Here is a 16,794-nt window from a genome sequence, read left to right on the forward strand (position 1 = left end):
ACGCCCCTCACATTCGTGAGGGGCGTTTCGCATTTCGTGCCGGTATTGCCGTGTCGCCGCAGAAACACAGGTGGGTTCTGCCCTCCGAAGAGAGCGGAACCCACCTGGTGCCGTTGCGCCTCACACGTTCGCGGCTACACCGCGGGGCCGTGTGAGCCGGCCGTGACTACGCCTTCCGGCGCGCGCCCACAACCATCAGACCAACGAGTACGAGAAGTGCAGCGCTGCCGAGGAAAACAGGTGCGCTCGCCAAGCCGGTTGCAGCGATGGGGGAGTGTGCTGCTGGGGGAGTGTGCTGTTCAGCACCCGGCTTGATCGGTGGTGGAGTGGTTGTAGGGGTTTTGGTTGTGCACTTCGGGACATCGAGTGTGATCTCGATGGTTGCGGTGCGGCCGTCCGCGGCGAGGGTCCAGCCCCCGGCCTCGGTGAGGAACGAGCCCTCATTGGCGGTTGCCGTGACGGTGACGGTCGAGCCCGTCTTCACCTCACCGGCAACCTCGTAAGTAACACCTGCGGTTTCTGCGACCGTGACAGTCGGGGCGGTCGCTGTGCCGTCTTCGGTGCAGATCGCCTGGGTCACGGTTGGCGTCACCGGGGCGACGGGCTGGTCGCAGGAGACCGCCTCGAGGGTGAGCTTGATCGTCGCCGTGTTCTTGTCGGCAGAGACGGTCCAGCCCTCGGCAGGCGTCAGGAAGGAGCCCGTGCCGGCCGAGGCGGTGACGGTGACGACCGAGCCGGCCTTCATGTCGCCCGCGGTCGTGTAGGTAACACCTGCGGTTTCTGCGACGGTGACCGTCGGGGCGGTCGCTGTGCCGTCCTGGGTGCAGATGGCCTGGGTGACGGTCGGCGCGACGGGAGCGACCTTCTTCTCAGGTGGCTGGTTGCCGCTACCGTCGCCGCCGGCTCCATCGCGGCGAACCTCGGCTGTCACATGCTGGGGGCTATCGCTGTTGCCGGTGATCGTGGCGGAGTTCGTGAAGACTCCCTTCTCGCCGGGCAGCAGGTCGCTCGCGTAGCGGAAGTAAATGTTCTCACCGTCGTAGACAGCCTGCTCGCCGGGATAGTTGCCGACAAGAGTGATCGAGACGCCGTGCTCGCCGAGGCGCGAGACCGAGTAGCGCTCCTTCCGGAGGGGCTGATTGTCGAGGTAACCCTCAACCGAGTCGAGGTCTATGTGTGAGCCTGCGCCGGGCGTATCCGTGATGGTGATCGTCGGATCGACCGGAGTCGACGTGCCCGTATTGAGGTACACAACCCAACCGAGCTGACCCTTCGGGGTTACTGACCCCTGATCGTCACTGAGCCACCAGCCGACTTTCGAGTTGCTCTGACCAGTACCGGCGGGGCCATCTGGAAGCAGCGTGAGCGGAAGCGTCCACGAGCTTGTGCCAGTGAAGTGGAGGTCGTAGTCGGCGCCGTCGATGGTGTTCACGTTGTCGCGGTTCCATGCGAGGGAGAAATAGGCACTTCCCTGAATGTTCTGCTTGCCGCGCACAAACTCGGCAAGGGTGAAGGTAGCTGTATTGCCACTCCACCTGCCTTCAGCCACAACTTCGCCCGGGCTCCGCTCAAGATCGAACTTTGCGGTGCTCGCAGGGCGAACCTCGGCGGGGAGCACGATAGTAAAGGTGTCGCCTGGCTGCGCCCCATCCGGCACGGCCCAGTTGAATGACATGCGGATCTTGTCACCGCTGCCCGCCGAGCTCTTGTCGAGCTGTGCGTTGGTAATCGACACGTTGGTTGTGGCTGCGTTGGCCGCGGGCACCGTGAAAGCGGAGCCGAGGGTGAGCAGCGCGACGAGCAGCAGACCGAGGACTCCGGGAGCCCCCAACCTGTCCCTGAGCGGTACCTTTGTGATTCTCAAAATGTTTCCTTTACTACCAGTGGCAAGAGAGCCTGTGGGGGCGATTTCGGCGCGCGCGACTGAAGTCCGCAATCGGTGTTGCGGGCTCAGCAAGATGCTCTCTGCCGACTGGCGAGTGCGCACTCCCCCTCAGTGCGGTCATCACTCTCGCACGCGCACCCGGGCGGCCGTGTAGCGTTCGCGAGGGTTTCACCCCTCGGATCACCCTCCACAAGTTGCGATGCCGCAATCCGCCGATCGCTGGCGTAATCCCGCCAATTCCTCACTCGTCCGCGTGTTCACCTGGAAGTTTGCGATGCGCCGGGCGGAATCATCCGTGCGGGCGTCTTCACTGGGCACGAGAGAAGGCCAATAAGCAGTATGCTCACCTTCGACGCGCACAGGGGTGACGTGCCAACGGGCCAGGGCGCGGCCTGTGTCGATGAGGAGCGACGATGGGGAGTGAATGCACCTGTGGGGGCGTCTCCGCTAACGTGACGAAGATCGTGCGGAGTTTTCTCGCGGCTGCTGACGACGGAGACCACCGAACGGTGCGCACGCTCGTAGACGAGCACGGGCTCGTGTTGTGCTTCTATGTCCCCCCGGCGCGCTTGCTTCGGATTCTCAATGCGACTGTCGCCGCCGATCCGATGCTCAGCGACATTGCGCAGGTGCTGCAGCTATTCTTGTCGCCGCGAAAGACGCGGCGGTTGCGTATCGGTGCGGTGGCTGACGGCGTCGGGCACCGTGGCTCTGCCGCGCTGTCTTCCAAAGCACATCTCCTTTATATGCTCGATCTTCGGCTGAAGGGGCACCCGAAGGCGGCCGCGCGCCACAGCCAGGGGCTCCGCGAGGGAGCCGCGACCATCCACCCCCTGCGCGACGCCTGTGACGGCTGGCCGCAGTTCGTCGCCGTGCAGCGAGGAATCACTGAGATGCTCGCCGGCGACTTCACCGCAGCGCTTACAAGCTTCCAGGAAGCCCAGCTGCGAGCGACGACTCCTGGCTTGGAGTTCTTGCATCGTGAGGCGCTCGCCCGGGCAGCACTGATTCATGCGACCTTTGGGGACGCTGTCGTTGCGGCTAATCTAGTGGCCCGCGCCGCCTCGACCCCTCGCACCGCGAGTTGGCTGGAAGCCTCACTTGATGTGACGGTAGCTCTCGTTGAGGTGATGGTCGAACAAGATCCTGTCGTTGGCATCCGTATTCTCTCTGAGCTTGACCAATCCCATATTGGAGAGATGTGGCCCTTCTTTATCCACGCTGAGTACCGCGTTCCTGAAGTGGCTGCTGCGTACTCTCGCGTCTCGCGAAGGCTTGAGCATTTGGCGAAGCTTCCATTCGCGCGAACGGACGGGGAGGGCTACTCGGGCAGCGTACTGGCCCTCGCCGAGGCGTCCAATCACATTGCGACCGGAGCGTTGCGCCAGGCCAAGACTCACTTGGCGCGGGCGGATCAAAGTGTTGTACTGACACGGGTGATGAGCGCCCTGCTCGAGGCTCAAACGGGCACCTCGCAGAAGGCCATCGCCCTGGCCAGAGAAATCAGGCAGCACACGGTGCACCTGAGGCGAATGGAGATCTGGCGAGTATCGATCCTCGCTGGCGCCTACTTCGCGCAGGGGGACAGTGCCAGCGCCGTAAACGCGCTTCAGGAGGTTGGCCAGCTTGACCGGCCACTGGATGCGCATGAAGCGACGTACTTCTCGGCTGAGCTGAGAGCGCTCGGAGAGCAGCACGTCCCTAAGTGGCCAGAGCTCGCCAAGGTATCCGTGACATATATGGATCGGCTTCCGAATCAGGGAGAACTGCTCACAGGAAGGGAGCTGGAGGTGCTGCGTCTCCTGGCCCGCGGCCTCTCGCGCCAGGAGATTAGCGACACGCTCTTTGTGACTCTGAATACTCTCAAAAGTCAGCTCCGGTCGGTGTACAAGAAGCTCGGTGCGTCTTCGAAGGAAGAGGCGCTGCGGAAAGCGTCATCTCGGGGTCTTGTTTGAATCGTAGGTATTTCACAGTCCAGGCAGGGCGTGTCGGCAGTTCCCCGACACAGTTCGACAACAAAACCCCATGATCCAGTCCGGGTATGGAGCCGGATAGATACTCTGGCTACATCCGAAGTGGTGTAGCTCGCTACACTCGGCTTCGAGGTTTCACTGTCTGAATACCCCACCCTCACTAAGGAGGAATCGATGAAGATTCGCTACGCACTCCCAGCCCTTGCTGCAGTGGCAGCGCTCGCGCTCACTGGCTGCGTGAATAACGCCGAGAAGGAGGGGACCAGCGGCGGCAACGAAACGGCCTCGACAATTCAGGCAGATGAAGCGGCCGTTGCGCTGCTTCCCGCCGACGTCAAGGACTCCGGAGCACTCTCGATCGGCACCGACGCCGAGTACCCGCCGAACGAGTACAAGGATGCGAACGGCGAGCCCATTGGCTGGGGCGTTGACCTCGCCGAGGCGGTCGCCGCGAAGCTTGGCCTCGAACCGAAGTGGGAGATCCTCGGGTTCGACAGCATCATTCCCCGCATCCAAGAGGGCGTGCTGAACATGGGCTCCTCGTCGTTCACGGACAACGTCGAGCGCCAGAAGTCGGTCGACTTCGTCAACTTCCTGAACGCCGGCTCGCAGTGGGCGGCGCCGATTGGCTCGGACATCGACCCCGACGACGCGTGCGGGCTCACCATTGCCGTCCAGACCGGAACGGTGCAGCACACGGACGAGCTGCCGGCGAAGTCCGCGGCCTGCGAGGCGGCAGGTAAGGACGCGATCGAGATCCTGCCGTTCGACGGCCAGCCCGAGGTGACGAACGCCGTGATCAATGGCAAGGCTGACGCCTTCTCGGCCGACCTGCCGGTCACGGGCGACGCCGTTGGCAAGCTCAGCGATCAGCTCGAGGCTGTTGGCGAGATGTTCGACGCGGCTCCCTACGGCTTCGCGACGCAGAAGGGCAGCGACATGACGAAGGCTGTCCAGGCCGCGCTGCAGTCACTCATCGACGACGGCACCTACCTTGAGATCCTCAAGGGCGCGGGCATCGAGTCCGGCGCGCTCGACGAGGCAACAATCAACGCCGGGGCGAACTAGTAACCGGATGCAGGGGCGGCCAGTGACACACGCTGGCCGCCCTATTCAATGACCGAGGAAGTGTAGAGATGACACACTCACCAGCCGATGGCCCCGTGCAACACGCGGAGCCGGCGCCCATCGAAGCGATCAAGCTTCGACACCCGTGGCGGACCGTGTTCGCCGTCGTACTCATCGTGCTCGTCGGGATCTTCGTCTACGACGCCGCGGTAAACCGCCCCGTGTACAACTGGGCAGAGGTCGGTACCTACGTTTTCGATACGCGGATCGTGTCGGCAATCGGGTACACCCTGCAGCTCACTGTGTACTCGATGATCATCGCGATCGTGCTTGGCGTCGCACTCGCCGTGATGCGGCTGTCGCCGAACCCGGTGGTGCGCGTGGTGGCTTGGGTCTACCTATGGATCTTCCGGGGCACCCCTGTCTACGTCCAGCTCACGTTCTGGGGTCTTGTGCCGGCGATCTACAAGTCGATCGAGCTTGGAATCCCGTTCACTGACGCCGTGGTCACCATTGCGACGAAGGAGCTGCTCAGCTTCTTCACGCTCGCGGTCATCGGTCTCGCGCTGAACGAGGCTGCGTACATGGCAGAGATCGTGCGCGCAGGCCTGCTCGCGGTGGACAAGGGGCAGGACGAGGCTGCGACCGCCCTGGGGCTCGGGTGGTGGCATACGATGACTCGTGTTGTGCTGCCGCAGGCGATGCGCGTCATCATCCCCCCGACAGGCAACGAGGTCATCTCGATGCTGAAGACGACATCACTCGTCACAGCAGTTCCGTTCACCCTCGAGCTTTACACCCGCTCACGCGACATCGCGGCAGTCACCTACCAGCCCGTGCCGATGCTCATCGTCGCGTCGATCTGGTACCTCGTCATCACGTCGATCCTGATGGTGGGCCAGTACTACCTTGAGAAGCACTTCGCGAAGGGGGTCGGACAGCGACCCGACGTACAACGCCCGAGCGTCGCGACCGAGACAATCACAGTCGTCGGCGAGGTCGAGAACGACCACCCGACGTACACCGAAAGTGACGGGCGTACGAGCATCGTGCCCCCGCACTCCGGAACAGGGGGAGGCGGACGATGACCGGCACACTCACGACGACGCCGATGGTGAAGGCCGAGGCAATCTCGAAGTCGTACGGTTCGAACGAGGTACTGAAGTCGATCTCCCTCGAGGTTGCGCGCGGCGAAGTGCTCTGCCTTGTCGGTCCATCGGGCTCAGGCAAGTCGACGTTCCTGCGCTGCATCAACCACCTCGAGACCATCAACGCAGGTAGGCTCTCGGTCGACGGCGAACTCGTCGGATATCGGCAGCACGGCGACAAGATCTACGAGATGCGGCCACGGGAAGCGGCGAAGCAACGCCGCGACATCGGCATGGTGTTCCAGCGATTTAACCTCTTCCCACACAAGACGGCGCTCGAGAACGTGATGATGGCGCCGACGCTTCTGAAGAAGGGTTCGAAGTCCCAGCTGCAGTCGCGCGCGATGGAGCTACTCGCCAGGGTGGGGCTTGCCGACAGGCACGACTACTATCCGGCCCACCTGTCTGGCGGCCAGCAGCAGCGCGTCGCGATCGCGCGGGCGCTTGCGATGGACCCGAAGCTGATGCTGTTCGATGAGCCAACGAGCGCGCTTGATCCGGAGCTCGTCGGTGAGGTCCTTGACGTGATGAAGGGGCTCGCGGAGAGCGGGATGACGATGATCGTCGTCACGCATGAGATGGGGTTTGCGAAGCAGGTCGCCGACAAGCTCGTGTTTATGGATGGTGGCGTTGTCGTCGAATCCGGTGATCCCGTCGAGGTGCTCACGAACCCGCAGCGTGAGCGCACGAAGGCGTTCCTCTCGAAGGTGCTCTAGCCTCCCCGGCAAACGGCGTGGAGATAGCGAAGCGGCCGGCGATCCTGATCGAATGGATTGCCGGCCGCTTGCGCATTCCACGCCGCAACTGCGGCGTGCGCTCGATTGCTACGAGTTCACGCCAAGGTCACGCTTGATCTTGGTTGTCGAGACGCCCTCGGTGCGGTCGAGGTAGACGACGTTGCAGTAGGGGGTAAGGATCTCGAAGCGCTCGTCGCCCTCCCAGTCGCCCCCCATGACGACAGTGTCGATCTCGTACTTGCGGACGTCTTCGATCTTCTGATCCCACGAGTCCTCGGGGATGACAAGGTCGACGTAGCGCACGGCCTCGAGCATGTTCTTGCGCGTCTCGAAGTCGTGGTAGGTCTTCTTGCCCTTGCCCGCATTGAACTCCTCGGTCGACGCGGCGACGACGAGGTAGTCACCGAGGCTTCGCGCGCGCTTCAGGAGCCGAATGTGGCCCCAGTGGAGCAGGTCAAAGGTGCCGTAGGTCAGGATCCGCTTCATCCCGCCATCCTATTAGTCTGCGCTGAGGATCGCGCGTCTCGGAGAAAGCCCTGGTTGTGCCGCCCAAAGCTGCGTAGACTCTGTGGCACACGTTTCACCGCTGAAAGGGGAGCGACTATGGCTGAAGAAACACAGAAGGCACTGCCGGATCACGACTCTGATCCAGCCAGAACCCCGGGCGACGGCTGGGTCGGTGAGGGCGGTGCGTCGCACCTCGGCCCTGCCACGCATACTGCCTCTGGGCACGAGGGCTCAGACGATGACGCTGGTGACGACGCGGGTGAACTCGCCGAAAACACCGCCGACGACGAAGCCGAGTAGCGCGGCGTAGTCGTGCAGGGCCGTGGGTCGCGATTTCTTGCGGCTCACGGCCCTTTGGCTCGTGCGGCCCCAGTCGTCGGGACCATGGCGCTGGGGCGCTGGGGCGCTGGGGCGCTGGGGCGCTGCAAGGTCGCGAGGTGGCAGTTGTTGTCGCCTGGCGGCCGCTGAAGCGACAACAACTGCCACCTCCAAATGCGCGGCACGGTGGAGTCGGGCACGGTGGAGTCGGGCGCTGACGTGCCGGGCGCAGACGTGCCGGGCGCGGCAAGGTCGGGTCGGTCAGGGACTGGCCGGTTAGCCCGCCGTGAGTACGAGCACGCCCACCACGGCCGACACCGCGGCGATGAGGAGTGCGATCGAAATCAGCACTGCGTGCACGGTGAGGAACTTGGTCGCGCGGCCCTGCTCGTCGCGAGCGCGCGGGTCCTGAGCTACGCGGGTCCAGAACCGAGGCCACACGATCACGTTGTAGGCGGCGTTTACGAGCAACAGGATTCCTGCGAAGACAACCATGCCCTCAGTCTACGGCCGGGGCTGGCAGCGCCGTCGCCTAGGCTTTAGCTATGAGCGGGCACAGGGACATCGTACGCAAATGGGTGAAGCCGGAAGATCTGAATCAGCACGACGCACTGTTCGGCGGCCGCCTACTCGAGTGGGTTGACGAAGAGGCGGCGATTGTCGCTGTCGTGCAGCTCGGCACCACAGACCTTGTTACGCGGCACATGTCGGCGGTCGACTTCGTCGGACGAGCCAATCGCGGGGACCTTCTTGAACTCGAGTACCGCGTCGTTGCGTTCGGCCGTACCTCGATCACGCTGAGCTGCCGTGTAGACAACGTGGTTACTGGGCAGGAGATCCTGCGGCTCGACAGCATCGTGTTCGTCGCCGTCGACGATTCAGGGCACCCGATGCCGCACGGCTTTACCGGCCCTACAACGGGGACCGAGCGTCTGCGCGCGGGGATCGAGATCTCCTAGACAGTGATGTCGTAGGTAACCCAGGGCGTCTGCGTTGCGAGCTTGTCGTAGAGTCCGCGAGCGGTTGCGTTTGAGTCGGCAGTGATCCACCTGACGAGCGTCGCACCCTCGTCGCGCGCGATCTCTTCGAGCCGGCCGATGAGGGCCGATGCCGCACCCTTGCCGCGCGCCGCCGGGGTCGTGAACAGGTCGTCGAGATAGATGCCTGTCGAGCCGACGAGCGGCCGGGCGAATCGGCGGTAGTGTGCGAGACCGACGATTTCGCCGCCGAGCTCAGCGACAAGGCCGCGGGTTTCGTGGGCGGGGTCGTGGAGCCAGCCCCACACAGTGTCGAAGACGGCTGGATCGTGTTCCTTCTCGTAGAAGTCGCGGTATCCGCGGTACGTGGCTTCCCACGCGGCCCGTTCGGCGGGGTCAACGGCGCGAATGATGAGCGCGCTCACGCGAGCTTCTCCACTTCAACGAAGACGATGTCGGCGTCTGAGTACGGGTTCGAGACCTCATGCTCCGAGCCCGCGGGCCGGGTGTAGCTCACACCGTGCTCGAGCGTCGCGTCGAAGACGCTGCCGTCGGTCCCTGTCACCCGCATGGTGTCTGTGACAAGCGGGATCACCACGTACTCGAAGTCGTGGCGGTGCATCGGGATGACGCCACCGGGCTTGATCGTCCACTGGGTGACGCGGAAGTGCTCGTTTTCAAGTTGCACGTCGCCGTGCGATCCGGTGCTCATGACATCCCCTTCGAGTGTGGGTCGGCCCTGGGGCCGAGCGTTTCACAAGCCTATCGCTGCGGTGTTGGCGAGACTGCTCTGCGGATCGATTCGGGCCGTGTCGCCGCCATAAAATGCATAGCCCACTAAAAGAAAACCTACAGTCATGGCCCACCAATTCGGTCACGAAAATTCACCACTTTGCGCGCGAAAAGTGAGAAGGTGAGTACATACGCCCGCTTGAGGGCGCGAGCAATGCTGATAGGAGCATCGAATATGACTGCAACAGATACCCAGGAGCGCCCGGTCGAGGAACGGGCTACTGACGGCGCACGCGTGCTGTTCGGCGTTGGCGGTCTCATCGCCATCGTTCTCGGCCTCTTTGTGATCTTCGCGCCGAAGACTTCCGCCGGCGTGACGCTGACGCTCGTCGCGGCGCTCATCGGCGCATACGCCATCGTCACTGGCATCGTGTACTTCGGCACGGCGATCTTCTCGCGCGGGCTCGGAGGCTGGTCGCGAGTCGGGCACATCCTGCTCGGCATCCTCTATGTTGTCGGTGGCGTCATCATCATGTCGAACCTCATGTTCGCTGGTGTTGTGACCGCGCTGATGTTCTCGATCATGGTTGGCATTCTCTGGCTGTTCGAGGGCATCCTCGCATTCGCGACCGCGTCGAAGTCGGACAACAAGGTATGGACGATCATCTACGGCATCATCTCGGTGATCGCAGGTATCACGCTGATGTTCTCCCCGCTCATGGGCGCGGTGACGCTGTGGTGGCTGCTCGGAATCTCGATGGTTGTTCTTGGCGTCGTGCAGGTCGTACGCGCGTTCCGCGTCGGCAAGTAACGACACGTAACGGCACAGCCGAAGCGGGGGTACGTCCCCCGCGCATGCAAAACGCCCCCTCGCGAGAGGGGGCGTTTTGCGCGCGCGGTTACGCCTGCAGTGACTCGGCGGTGATCTCGTCGTCGCCGAGCACGATCATGATGAACTTCCGCAGGCACACGAGCGAGGACGACGCTTTGTCGAACTCGGCAGCGACGAAGCGGTCTGCTGTGATGAGCGACAACGCCGCGCGTGCGGGCATGATCGCGCCCTTGAGTTCAGCTCCACCCGAGGTGGGGGCAAGCGCGCGAAGCTCGGCCATCGATGTGAACACAGGGAGCACGAGCTGGCCCTTGGTCGACCGGATGGTGCGGACCCTTGGGCCCTTCTTCTTTGCCGAAGTGCCCGTCACGTCGACGACAAGGTAGCCCTCGCGCAGCGCAGTGAGAAACGTGGCGAGGTGCTCGTAGTCTGGCGATGCAGTGAACGCGACGAGCGCGGCTCGCGCAGCCTCGTTCTCGTAGTTCTCGTCGACGCCCTCTGGGATCTCGTGCGATTCAGCCATGGCTCTAGCCTACGGGGCCTGTGCATCGCCGATGCCCCGCGCCGCGAGCGCCTGACCCGTGAGCTGTGCCTGGGAGACGGTGCGGAGCACAAGCGGCACGGTCCGGGCGCGAAGGCTGCGGTCGAGGCCGCGAGCTCGGGCGGCCTGCTGCGCGTCGCGCGCGAGATCCTGAACCGTCGGAATCATGCGAATGGCGAGCGAGAACGTCAGCGAGACGCGTTCGGTGTCGACGCCGAAACGCGCGAGTGGGGTGAGGGCCCACGAGATCGTGTCGAGCATGTCGCTCGCCCTGGTGCTCGCGGTGACTGCGCTCGCGGCGAAGATGAGGGCGAGAATGTCGGCGATGACCTCGATGCCGCGTTCCCAGCCCGAGCTCCACGTTTGAAAGACGAAGAGCGGGACCCCGATAAGTGCAAATGCCCGAGCGACCCGCCAGAAGTCGCGCCCTCGGAGCCCCGCGAGGAGCGCGAGCGTGATGCCGATCGCAAGTGCGACGAGCGCGGCGATCCAGCCAGGAGCCGCAATGATCGCGATCGCGAAGGCGAAGAGCCCGACAAGTTTCGCGCCCGGCCGGAGTGCGTGAAGCGGTCCCGGGCGCGTGATGTAGGCGCCGAGGGGCGAGGCGATGCTCACGCCGCCGCCACGCGATCGCGATAGTGCGAGATCGCCGACGCCGCTTCGCCGTCATAGACGATGCGACCGCGATCCACGACGAGCGCCCGGTCAGCTCGCGCGGCAAGTTCGAGGTTGTGGGTGACGATCACAACCTGCTGTGGCAGCGACGTGAGTAGGTCGCCGATGATGCGGGTGTTGCGCAGATCGAGCAGGGTCGTGGGCTCGTCGGTGACGAGGATCCGTGGCCCTGTCGCGAGCACTGTCGCGATCGCGAGAAGCTGCTGTTGTCCCCCTGAGAGCGCGTGAACGCTCCGCTCGGCGAAGCCGTCGAGCCCGAAGCGCGCGAGCGCGGCGAGCGCGGCCCGTCTGCGCTCTGCCGCGTCGCGGTGCTCCTGGCGCAGCGAGAGTTCGACGTCTTCGATGACCGTCGGCATGATGAGCTGGGCGGCCGGGTCGGTGAACACGAACCCGACGGCCCGGCGGACGGCTGCCCCGTCAGTGACGGTGTCAAGCGGTGGAGCCGAGGTGTCGGCTGCCTCGATCGTGACTACCCCTGAGGTTGGCTCGACGAGGCCGTTGATGAGCCTGGCGAGGGTCGATTTGCCAGATCCGTTCGCACCGATGACCGCGATCCGCTGCTCCGTAAGCTGGAGCGAGAACGGATGCAGGATCGTGGCGCCGTCGTGTGAGACGACGCTTGTTTGGTTGAACGAGATCACCAGGCGATCCTATGCGGTGGTGGAGGCGCTGGAGGCGGTGGGGGGCGCCGCCGGTGTCGCCGCGGCGCGACCGCGGGCTGGCAACAGCCCTGGAAAAGCCCGGTGGACTGAGGTGGCGACGATCGCCATGAGTACGTTTTTCAACAGGTCGCCGGGAATGAACGAGAGGCCGAAGACGAACGCCTGGCCGAGCGTAAGGTCTGCGCGCCACGCCATGCCGAGCGCTCCGAGCGGGTAGGTGATCAGGATCGACGCCAGGGCGCCGGCAATGAAAATCAGGGGGATGCTCGTCGCGATTCGCTGACGGGGTAGCCGCTCGACGATGAATCCGGTGAAGAACGCGGCGATTGGGAAGGAAACAAGATAGCCAACCGAGGGGCCTGCGAACGGGGCGAGGCCAGCACCACCGGCGGTGAACACTGGGAGACCAATGATGCCGACAGCCATCCAGAGGAGCACGGCGAGCGCACCACGTGTCGAGCCGAGTACGGCGCCGGCGAGAATGACGGCAAACGTCTGGAGGGTGATCGGGACGACGCCGATCGGAATTGCGGGCAAGAACGAGCACGCGCCGATGAGAGCGGCAAAGCTCGCGATGAGCGCGAGGTCTGTCGCGGTGCTACGGCGCCCCCGCGCTGAGGCTGCTGGTGGTGTGGCGGTCATGAGGACTCCCAAAAAATCAAACCTGAACAGTGTTCTGGTGAACGGTGTTCAGGTTACAGATAGAATGGCTTGATGCGCAACACGAGAGCCGATGTCGTCGCCGCGGCGCTCCGTGTGCTCGCCACGCAGGGGCTCGAAGCGTGCTCGATGCGACGTGTCGCCGCCGAGATCGAGGTGCAGCCGAGCGCGCTCTATCATCACGTGCCGAACAAACAGAGCCTGCTTGCGCTCATGGCTGACGAGATCCTGCGTGGCGTACGCCTCGACTCCTCCGACCCGCGCGCACTCTGCGTCTCGCTGCGGCGCGCGATGCTCTCGGTACGTGACGGCGCCGATGTCGTCGCTACTGTCGAGGCGTTCAGGCTCGGGTCGTCGGCGATCGAGCGGCGGCTCGCCGAGCTCGTTGGTGTTGAGGGTGCGCGGACCCTCTTGCTGTACACGTTCGGCCACGCGCAGTCGACGCAGACGCACACACAGGCGGCCGAGTTTGGGGCGCTGCTCGACGACGCAAGCGGTCAAGAAGCTGCCACGGGGATCGACCTCGAGGCCTCGTTCGACGGCGGCATCGACATCATCCTCGGTGGCCTCCAAGCTCGCGAAAGATAGCGCGATCCAACTGAAATCTGTCTGAAAGTTGCGGCGAATCGGGGCGTTTTCTTTCAGGGAGCCGCGAAATACTAGTGACCCACCGCAGCAAACGAAGGGGGAACACAATGGGTTTTCTTGAAGATGCAAAGGACAACGCTGCCAAGGCGGCGAAGAAGGTCGGAGACGCCGTCGAAGAGGGCGTCGACAAGCTGAAAGACAAAGCCGACGAGGTTCGCGCAGAGGCTGACGTCAAGCGCGCCGAGGCCGAGCGCGACGCCGTGAAGGCTCGCAACGAAGTGAAGGACGAGCTCCGCGACAAGTAGTCCGAGTTTGTGCCTCAGGCATGATGAACTTGTTTGCCCCCGCCCTGTGGCGGGGGCAAATATGTTTCGGGGCAGGGGCCGCGGAAATGGGCCACGGGGAAGGCGACGGGTGTTTTCGGCGGCCGCGCGTTACGGTTGATGCATGGAGAACAACGATTCCCGCGACCCCGCGAAGCGCAAAGCGACGATCTGGATGGTTGGGAGCGTCGCCGTTCTCGGCGCGATCGGTGGTGTGATCGGCGCGCAGCTCGGCTGGGTCGGCTGGGGCGCGGGTGTCGGCATCGGCATCGGAGCCGTCGTTGGCTTCCTGATGGGTATGTCCCCCGAACAGAAGGACTAACCCGGCTGCGGTGCTTTGGCTGGGGTCAAGCCCGCGCGCTGGGTGGGCTTAGAACGACGTGCTCATGCCCGAGTCTGTGCCGAACGCGATGACTGAACCCCAGAAGAGTGTCGCAGCGATGATGATCGCGAGTGTGGCGTAGCCAAACACGAGTCCGGTGATCGCCGGCCCTCGGCCTGCACCAGTGCGCTTTGACGTGCGGAGCCCCGTGTGCCCGAAGATGATCGCGAGCAGGGCGGGAATGAACGCGATGGCCCCCGCGATGATCCCGAAGATCGGAAACGGCGCCCACACGCCGATGAGCCCGCCGATGATGCCGAGCACGAGCGACGCCACAGCCATGCCGTTGACAGGCGGCGGAACTGGCGGCTGGACGGGCTGCTGATAGACGACCCGCGGTGGTGGCGTGTAGCTCATGCCTCCGATGGTACCCACTCATTGCGCGGCAAGCACGCGCGAATTCGAGGTCCACAATGACACTCTCAGGCTAGCTGAAACGAGGTGCGGGGGATCATCTCTCGTCAGACGGGAGATGACGGGAGGAGTCGTGTGCCAAATAGAGGCCGTTGACAGGCGGCTAGAACAGGGTGTTCTTGCGCACGGGTTCTGGTGGTGGTTGGCGGTGCTCGGGATCGTTGCCACAGAGCCAAAGTGTCGGTTGTGGGTGATTGGAAGAACGCGCAGAGAGTTGGGGCTTTTGCGGACTCGGTGCGGACTGCGCGTGTTGGCGCGCAATTCTGAGATTGCGCAAGAGGTTGGGGTCGTATTTAGTTTTTCCGGTTATGTGCGCTGGCCCCCGTGACCGGAGCCCTTCGACCTCGGAGTAACACCGCTAACCTTCGGACTGTTTCGAGCCTGATTCCTCGCAAGGCAATCCCAGTGAGGCACGAATCCGTGAGCGAAGATGGGCAGCTTCTTCACTTTTCCGCGCTTTGAAAACCTGCAGCACCTCAAGCAGCAGCGCTTCATGCTCTGCCGCTGCAGCACGCAGCTCAACATGATCTTGCAGAAGCGCGTTCTCCGATTCGCCGATGACCTCGAGCAGCAAATCGTATTCATGCCGGACCGTGAAGCGCTCTCGAATGGCAGCGAGCCGGTCGCGGATCTCATCTGCGCCGATGGTCCAGCGAGAAATCGCTTGTTCAGCCCGCGCCTCTTGCTGTTCTTTTGCGAGTCGTGCCCGGTATCGTGAAAGGATATCCGCCACCTTGCGCGGGTTGCGCTCGATCAGTGAACTAACAATTGCCCAAGCTGTCTGCCAGGGGACGAGAACGGTTCCGGCGGTCGAGTAGGTTAGTGGGTCGCTGAGTAGTTCCTCGGAGGACATTCCCGTCAGCCGAGCAGCTACCGTCACGTCAGTGATCTCGAGGACGCCGAATCTATCGGGTAGGCGAAAGGCGAAGTTTCCTTTCCCTAACTCGTCGAAAATATCGTCCGAGAGGAATATCTCATGCTCGCTCGGCCGGCCTGCCTCGTACAGGGCGTCGATTTTGCGTTCGTCTTCTAGGAACGGCTCATGAGCACCCCAGAGCGTCTTCAGGCGCCCAAGGGGGACCCATGCGGTGGCTCCCTCGAATTCGTCTGCCGTGAATCCTACTTTCACGCGCGACGGCCGCGGTTTCTGCGATAGAGCAAGGATTTCCACCGGTGTCAACGGCAGCCTGCCGCGTTCTCTGTACGCCCATACTTCGCCGACTTCCATGGGCACATCCTAGACAGAGGCCCTTAGCCTGCGCTTGGCGACGTGATCCACAGAACCAGGGCTAAGGAGAGATTGGAATCACTCTCTGTGTCCGTCGCAAGGCAGGGACATAACGATAAGCGAGGCGAACGTATGCCTATCGATGCGACGTTCTTGGCGCCCTCTCCATCGGCCACCCCGTCCACCTTGATAGGAGTGTCCACTACCTCAACTACATGCCCGGGATTATCTTGTCATGCTGAGACAGCGGTCAATTTGCAGAGCACCATCGAGCGTGGCGGGGCCTCGGGGTTAACGCGTTCAACCTCGAGCGATAGGGTCCACTCGTTGGCTTCCAGCATCGCGACCTCATTGCAGAGCCAGTCGGGCAACCAGCCCAGTTGCTGCCCCGTGACAGTGTCGATAATCATAGCCAACTGGTTCACGGGATTCTCAGGGTCGGGCCGGAGCATGAGCGTGTCTCCAGCTTGCACCGACTTGATAATGCTGAGATCGACGTCCGCGTGACGCAGACCAGACACGAAGAACCGTGATTCAAACGCCCCACCGAGGAGAGAGGGCGCCTCCACAACGTGGAACGTGTCAGTTGCTCGACCTCCGCCGGTACGGGCTAGGACTTCTAGAGGAATGTCATTGCTGCTCAGGTCCTCGAGGCCCAGCCATTTAAGGTAGTCGTCATACCCCGGTCGTGACGGAGACATGATTCGGTTAGTAAAAAAGACCGGAAGCGAGTCTGACGAGTAGACGGTGTCAAGCTCTGGGTACTCATCGAGAGGATAGAACCCCTCCAACGAGTGCGCTTCCTCTAGGTAACGGAACAGAAAGCCTTCACTTGGATCCAGGTCCAATCGAGCAACGCGGGAGTACTTCCGTGTCTCCGGATTCCTCCAGATGAGCAGAAGCTCGCGAACAGATGAGACTTCGTCGCGCGTAGCGTCAACTACCTTGGAGTACATCGAGCAACCTCCTCTGATTGTCAGCAAGCAATTTCAAAACGAACATACGCGAGTCCACCGACATTACCGTTTCTGGTACTGTGCCCAGGATATCTTCAATTCTGTTGAGCTGGGCGTCCCGCAACTGTTCAACCCACCAGGTCCTTGCGCTCAATCCTGCGATATCGAGGCACTCCGTCGCCAGAGCA

Annotated in this window: 22 protein-coding genes; 10 read left to right on the forward strand and 12 right to left on the reverse strand. The window is 63.1% G+C overall.

The window, feature by feature from the left end:
* Nucleotides 1-166: 166 nt before the first annotated feature.
* The gene (locus KI794_RS00895; RefSeq protein ID WP_255808782.1) at nucleotides 167-1,864 is read right to left on the reverse strand and encodes an Ig-like domain-containing protein; all 1,698 of its coding nucleotides are present in this window, start codon (nucleotides 1,862-1,864) and stop codon (nucleotides 167-169) included.
* Nucleotides 1,865-2,298: 434 nt separating this feature from the next.
* Here KI794_RS00895 and KI794_RS00900 point away from each other — a divergent pair, with 434 nt between their 5' ends.
* From KI794_RS00900 to KI794_RS00915, 4 genes are all read left to right on the forward strand, one after another.
* Complete coding sequence (locus tag KI794_RS00900) at nucleotides 2,299-3,840, forward strand: helix-turn-helix transcriptional regulator (RefSeq protein WP_255808783.1); 1,542 nt, start codon at nucleotides 2,299-2,301, stop codon at nucleotides 3,838-3,840.
* A 192-nt stretch (nucleotides 3,841-4,032) separates the two neighbouring features.
* Nucleotides 4,033-4,926, forward strand: a complete 894-nt coding sequence (locus tag KI794_RS00905) for an ABC transporter substrate-binding protein (protein ID WP_119281793.1) — start codon at nucleotides 4,033-4,035, stop codon at nucleotides 4,924-4,926.
* Nucleotides 4,927-4,994: 68 nt separating this feature from the next.
* Nucleotides 4,995-6,014, forward strand: a complete 1,020-nt coding sequence (locus KI794_RS00910; RefSeq protein WP_119281792.1) for an amino acid ABC transporter permease — start codon at nucleotides 4,995-4,997, stop codon at nucleotides 6,012-6,014.
* Entirely contained in the window at nucleotides 6,011-6,790 is a 780-nt protein-coding gene (locus KI794_RS00915) for an amino acid ABC transporter ATP-binding protein (RefSeq protein ID WP_304941399.1), read from the forward strand. The genes KI794_RS00910 and KI794_RS00915 overlap by 4 nt, the downstream gene beginning before the upstream one ends.
* Nucleotides 6,791-6,898: 108 nt before the next feature.
* On the opposite strand, the gene tagD is transcribed toward KI794_RS00915, so the two are convergent.
* Nucleotides 6,899-7,297, reverse strand: coding sequence for a glycerol-3-phosphate cytidylyltransferase (tagD, locus tag KI794_RS00920; RefSeq protein WP_119281790.1), 399 nt, complete (start codon nucleotides 7,295-7,297; stop codon nucleotides 6,899-6,901).
* A 117-nt stretch (nucleotides 7,298-7,414) separates the two neighbouring features.
* Between tagD and KI794_RS00925 the strand changes: the two genes are divergently transcribed.
* Nucleotides 7,415-7,618 carry a hypothetical protein gene (locus KI794_RS00925; RefSeq protein ID WP_119281789.1) on the forward strand — a complete coding sequence of 68 codons (204 nt, stop codon included), beginning with the start codon at nucleotides 7,415-7,417 and terminating at the stop codon, nucleotides 7,616-7,618.
* Between the two features lie 294 nt (nucleotides 7,619-7,912).
* Here the strand turns inward: KI794_RS00925 and KI794_RS00930 are convergent, their stop codons facing one another.
* Complete coding sequence (locus tag KI794_RS00930) at nucleotides 7,913-8,131, reverse strand: SCO4848 family membrane protein (RefSeq protein WP_119281788.1); 219 nt, start codon at nucleotides 8,129-8,131, stop codon at nucleotides 7,913-7,915.
* A gap of 50 nt (nucleotides 8,132-8,181) precedes the next feature.
* On the opposite strand from KI794_RS00930, the gene KI794_RS00935 reads away from it, so the two are divergent.
* Nucleotides 8,182-8,595 (forward strand): acyl-CoA thioesterase, encoded by a 414-nt coding sequence (locus KI794_RS00935; RefSeq protein WP_119281787.1) that lies wholly within the window; start codon nucleotides 8,182-8,184, stop codon nucleotides 8,593-8,595.
* On the opposite strand, the gene KI794_RS00940 is transcribed toward KI794_RS00935, so the two are convergent.
* Together KI794_RS00940 and KI794_RS00945 are read right to left on the reverse strand one after the other, a co-directional pair.
* Nucleotides 8,592-9,038 (reverse strand): GNAT family N-acetyltransferase, encoded by a 447-nt coding sequence (locus KI794_RS00940; protein ID WP_119281786.1) that lies wholly within the window; start codon nucleotides 9,036-9,038, stop codon nucleotides 8,592-8,594. The genes KI794_RS00935 and KI794_RS00940 overlap by 4 nt on opposite strands.
* Complete coding sequence (locus KI794_RS00945) at nucleotides 9,035-9,325, reverse strand: cupin (protein ID WP_119281785.1); 291 nt, start codon at nucleotides 9,323-9,325, stop codon at nucleotides 9,035-9,037. The genes KI794_RS00940 and KI794_RS00945 overlap by 4 nt, the downstream gene beginning before the upstream one ends.
* A gap of 255 nt (nucleotides 9,326-9,580) precedes the next feature.
* Here KI794_RS00945 and KI794_RS00950 point away from each other — a divergent pair, with 255 nt between their 5' ends.
* Nucleotides 9,581-10,156, forward strand: a complete 576-nt coding sequence (locus tag KI794_RS00950; RefSeq protein ID WP_119281784.1) for an HdeD family acid-resistance protein — start codon at nucleotides 9,581-9,583, stop codon at nucleotides 10,154-10,156.
* An 88-nt stretch (nucleotides 10,157-10,244) separates the two neighbouring features.
* Here KI794_RS00950 and KI794_RS00955 read toward each other — a convergent pair whose 3' ends face one another.
* From KI794_RS00955 to KI794_RS00970, 4 genes are read right to left on the reverse strand one after another with little or no spacing between them, the layout of a single operon-like run.
* Nucleotides 10,245-10,700 carry an SseB family protein gene (locus KI794_RS00955; RefSeq protein ID WP_119281783.1) on the reverse strand — a complete coding sequence of 152 codons (456 nt, stop codon included), beginning with the start codon at nucleotides 10,698-10,700 and terminating at the stop codon, nucleotides 10,245-10,247.
* A gap of 9 nt (nucleotides 10,701-10,709) precedes the next feature.
* The gene (locus KI794_RS00960) at nucleotides 10,710-11,333 is read right to left on the reverse strand and encodes an energy-coupling factor transporter transmembrane component T family protein (protein WP_119281782.1); all 624 of its coding nucleotides are present in this window, start codon (nucleotides 11,331-11,333) and stop codon (nucleotides 10,710-10,712) included.
* Nucleotides 11,330-12,034 carry an energy-coupling factor ABC transporter ATP-binding protein gene (locus tag KI794_RS00965; protein WP_119281781.1) on the reverse strand — a complete coding sequence of 235 codons (705 nt, stop codon included), beginning with the start codon at nucleotides 12,032-12,034 and terminating at the stop codon, nucleotides 11,330-11,332. Before KI794_RS00965 ends, KI794_RS00960 begins: the two co-directional genes overlap by 4 nt.
* A 9-nt stretch (nucleotides 12,035-12,043) precedes the next feature.
* A complete protein-coding gene (locus KI794_RS00970; RefSeq protein ID WP_119281780.1) occupies nucleotides 12,044-12,697 on the reverse strand; it encodes a biotin transporter BioY in 654 nt (217 codons plus the stop codon).
* A 72-nt stretch (nucleotides 12,698-12,769) separates the two neighbouring features.
* On the opposite strand from KI794_RS00970, the gene KI794_RS00975 reads away from it, so the two are divergent.
* The 3 genes from KI794_RS00975 (at nucleotide 12,770) to KI794_RS00985 (ending at nucleotide 13,948) form a co-directional block, all read left to right on the forward strand.
* The gene (locus KI794_RS00975) at nucleotides 12,770-13,303 is read left to right on the forward strand and encodes a TetR family transcriptional regulator (protein WP_119281779.1); all 534 of its coding nucleotides are present in this window, start codon (nucleotides 12,770-12,772) and stop codon (nucleotides 13,301-13,303) included.
* A gap of 107 nt (nucleotides 13,304-13,410) precedes the next feature.
* A complete protein-coding gene (locus tag KI794_RS00980) occupies nucleotides 13,411-13,608 on the forward strand; it encodes a hypothetical protein (RefSeq protein ID WP_119281778.1) in 198 nt (65 codons plus the stop codon).
* A gap of 142 nt (nucleotides 13,609-13,750) precedes the next feature.
* On the forward strand, nucleotides 13,751-13,948 hold the full coding sequence (locus KI794_RS00985; RefSeq protein WP_119281777.1) for a hypothetical protein: 198 nt from the start codon (nucleotides 13,751-13,753) through the stop codon (nucleotides 13,946-13,948).
* A gap of 48 nt (nucleotides 13,949-13,996) precedes the next feature.
* On the opposite strand, the gene KI794_RS00990 is transcribed toward KI794_RS00985, so the two are convergent.
* From KI794_RS00990 to KI794_RS01000, 3 genes are all read right to left on the reverse strand, one after another.
* Entirely contained in the window at nucleotides 13,997-14,365 is a 369-nt protein-coding gene (locus KI794_RS00990; RefSeq protein WP_119281776.1) for a DUF4190 domain-containing protein, read from the reverse strand.
* 415 nt (nucleotides 14,366-14,780) lie between these two features.
* Entirely contained in the window at nucleotides 14,781-15,650 is an 870-nt protein-coding gene (locus tag KI794_RS00995) for a hypothetical protein (protein ID WP_255808784.1), read from the reverse strand.
* Nucleotides 15,651-15,883: 233 nt separating this feature from the next.
* Nucleotides 15,884-16,606 (reverse strand): hypothetical protein, encoded by a 723-nt coding sequence (locus KI794_RS01000; protein WP_255808786.1) that lies wholly within the window; start codon nucleotides 16,604-16,606, stop codon nucleotides 15,884-15,886.
* Nucleotides 16,607-16,794: the final 188 nt, after the last annotated feature.

This window comes from Leucobacter aridicollis (assembly GCF_024399335.1).
GTDB lineage: Bacteria > Actinomycetota > Actinomycetes > Actinomycetales > Microbacteriaceae > Leucobacter > Leucobacter aridicollis_A.

Excerpts from the sequence above, each read along its gene's own strand:
- KI794_RS00915 (WP_304941399.1), top strand. The coding sequence starts at position 6,011 with ATGACCGGCACACTCACGACGACGCCGATGGTGAAGGCCGAGGCAATC.
- KI794_RS00985 (WP_119281777.1), top strand. The coding sequence starts at position 13,751 with ATGGAGAACAACGATTCCCGCGACCCCGCGAAGCGCAAAGCGACGATC.
- KI794_RS00945 (WP_119281785.1), bottom strand. The coding sequence starts at position 9,325 with ATGAGCACCGGATCGCACGGCGACGTGCAACTTGAAAACGAGCACTTC.
- KI794_RS00925 (WP_119281789.1), top strand. The coding sequence starts at position 7,415 with ATGGCTGAAGAAACACAGAAGGCACTGCCGGATCACGACTCTGATCCA.
- KI794_RS00990 (WP_119281776.1), bottom strand. The coding sequence starts at position 14,365 with ATGAGCTACACGCCACCACCGCGGGTCGTCTATCAGCAGCCCGTCCAG.
- KI794_RS00950 (WP_119281784.1), top strand. The coding sequence starts at position 9,581 with ATGACTGCAACAGATACCCAGGAGCGCCCGGTCGAGGAACGGGCTACT.
- KI794_RS00980 (WP_119281778.1), top strand. The coding sequence starts at position 13,411 with ATGGGTTTTCTTGAAGATGCAAAGGACAACGCTGCCAAGGCGGCGAAG.
- KI794_RS00975 (WP_119281779.1), top strand. The coding sequence starts at position 12,770 with ATGCGCAACACGAGAGCCGATGTCGTCGCCGCGGCGCTCCGTGTGCTC.
- KI794_RS00955 (WP_119281783.1), bottom strand. The coding sequence starts at position 10,700 with ATGGCTGAATCGCACGAGATCCCAGAGGGCGTCGACGAGAACTACGAG.
- KI794_RS00905 (WP_119281793.1), top strand. The coding sequence starts at position 4,033 with ATGAAGATTCGCTACGCACTCCCAGCCCTTGCTGCAGTGGCAGCGCTC.
- KI794_RS00995 (WP_255808784.1), bottom strand. The coding sequence starts at position 15,650 with ATGGAAGTCGGCGAAGTATGGGCGTACAGAGAACGCGGCAGGCTGCCG.
- KI794_RS00970 (WP_119281780.1), bottom strand. The coding sequence starts at position 12,697 with ATGACCGCCACACCACCAGCAGCCTCAGCGCGGGGGCGCCGTAGCACC.
- KI794_RS00930 (WP_119281788.1), bottom strand. The coding sequence starts at position 8,131 with ATGGTTGTCTTCGCAGGAATCCTGTTGCTCGTAAACGCCGCCTACAAC.
- KI794_RS00910 (WP_119281792.1), top strand. The coding sequence starts at position 4,995 with ATGACACACTCACCAGCCGATGGCCCCGTGCAACACGCGGAGCCGGCG.
- KI794_RS00900 (WP_255808783.1), top strand. The coding sequence starts at position 2,299 with ATGGGGAGTGAATGCACCTGTGGGGGCGTCTCCGCTAACGTGACGAAG.
- KI794_RS00935 (WP_119281787.1), top strand. The coding sequence starts at position 8,182 with ATGAGCGGGCACAGGGACATCGTACGCAAATGGGTGAAGCCGGAAGAT.
- tagD (WP_119281790.1), bottom strand. The coding sequence starts at position 7,297 with ATGAAGCGGATCCTGACCTACGGCACCTTTGACCTGCTCCACTGGGGC.
- KI794_RS01000 (WP_255808786.1), bottom strand. The coding sequence starts at position 16,606 with ATGTACTCCAAGGTAGTTGACGCTACGCGCGACGAAGTCTCATCTGTT.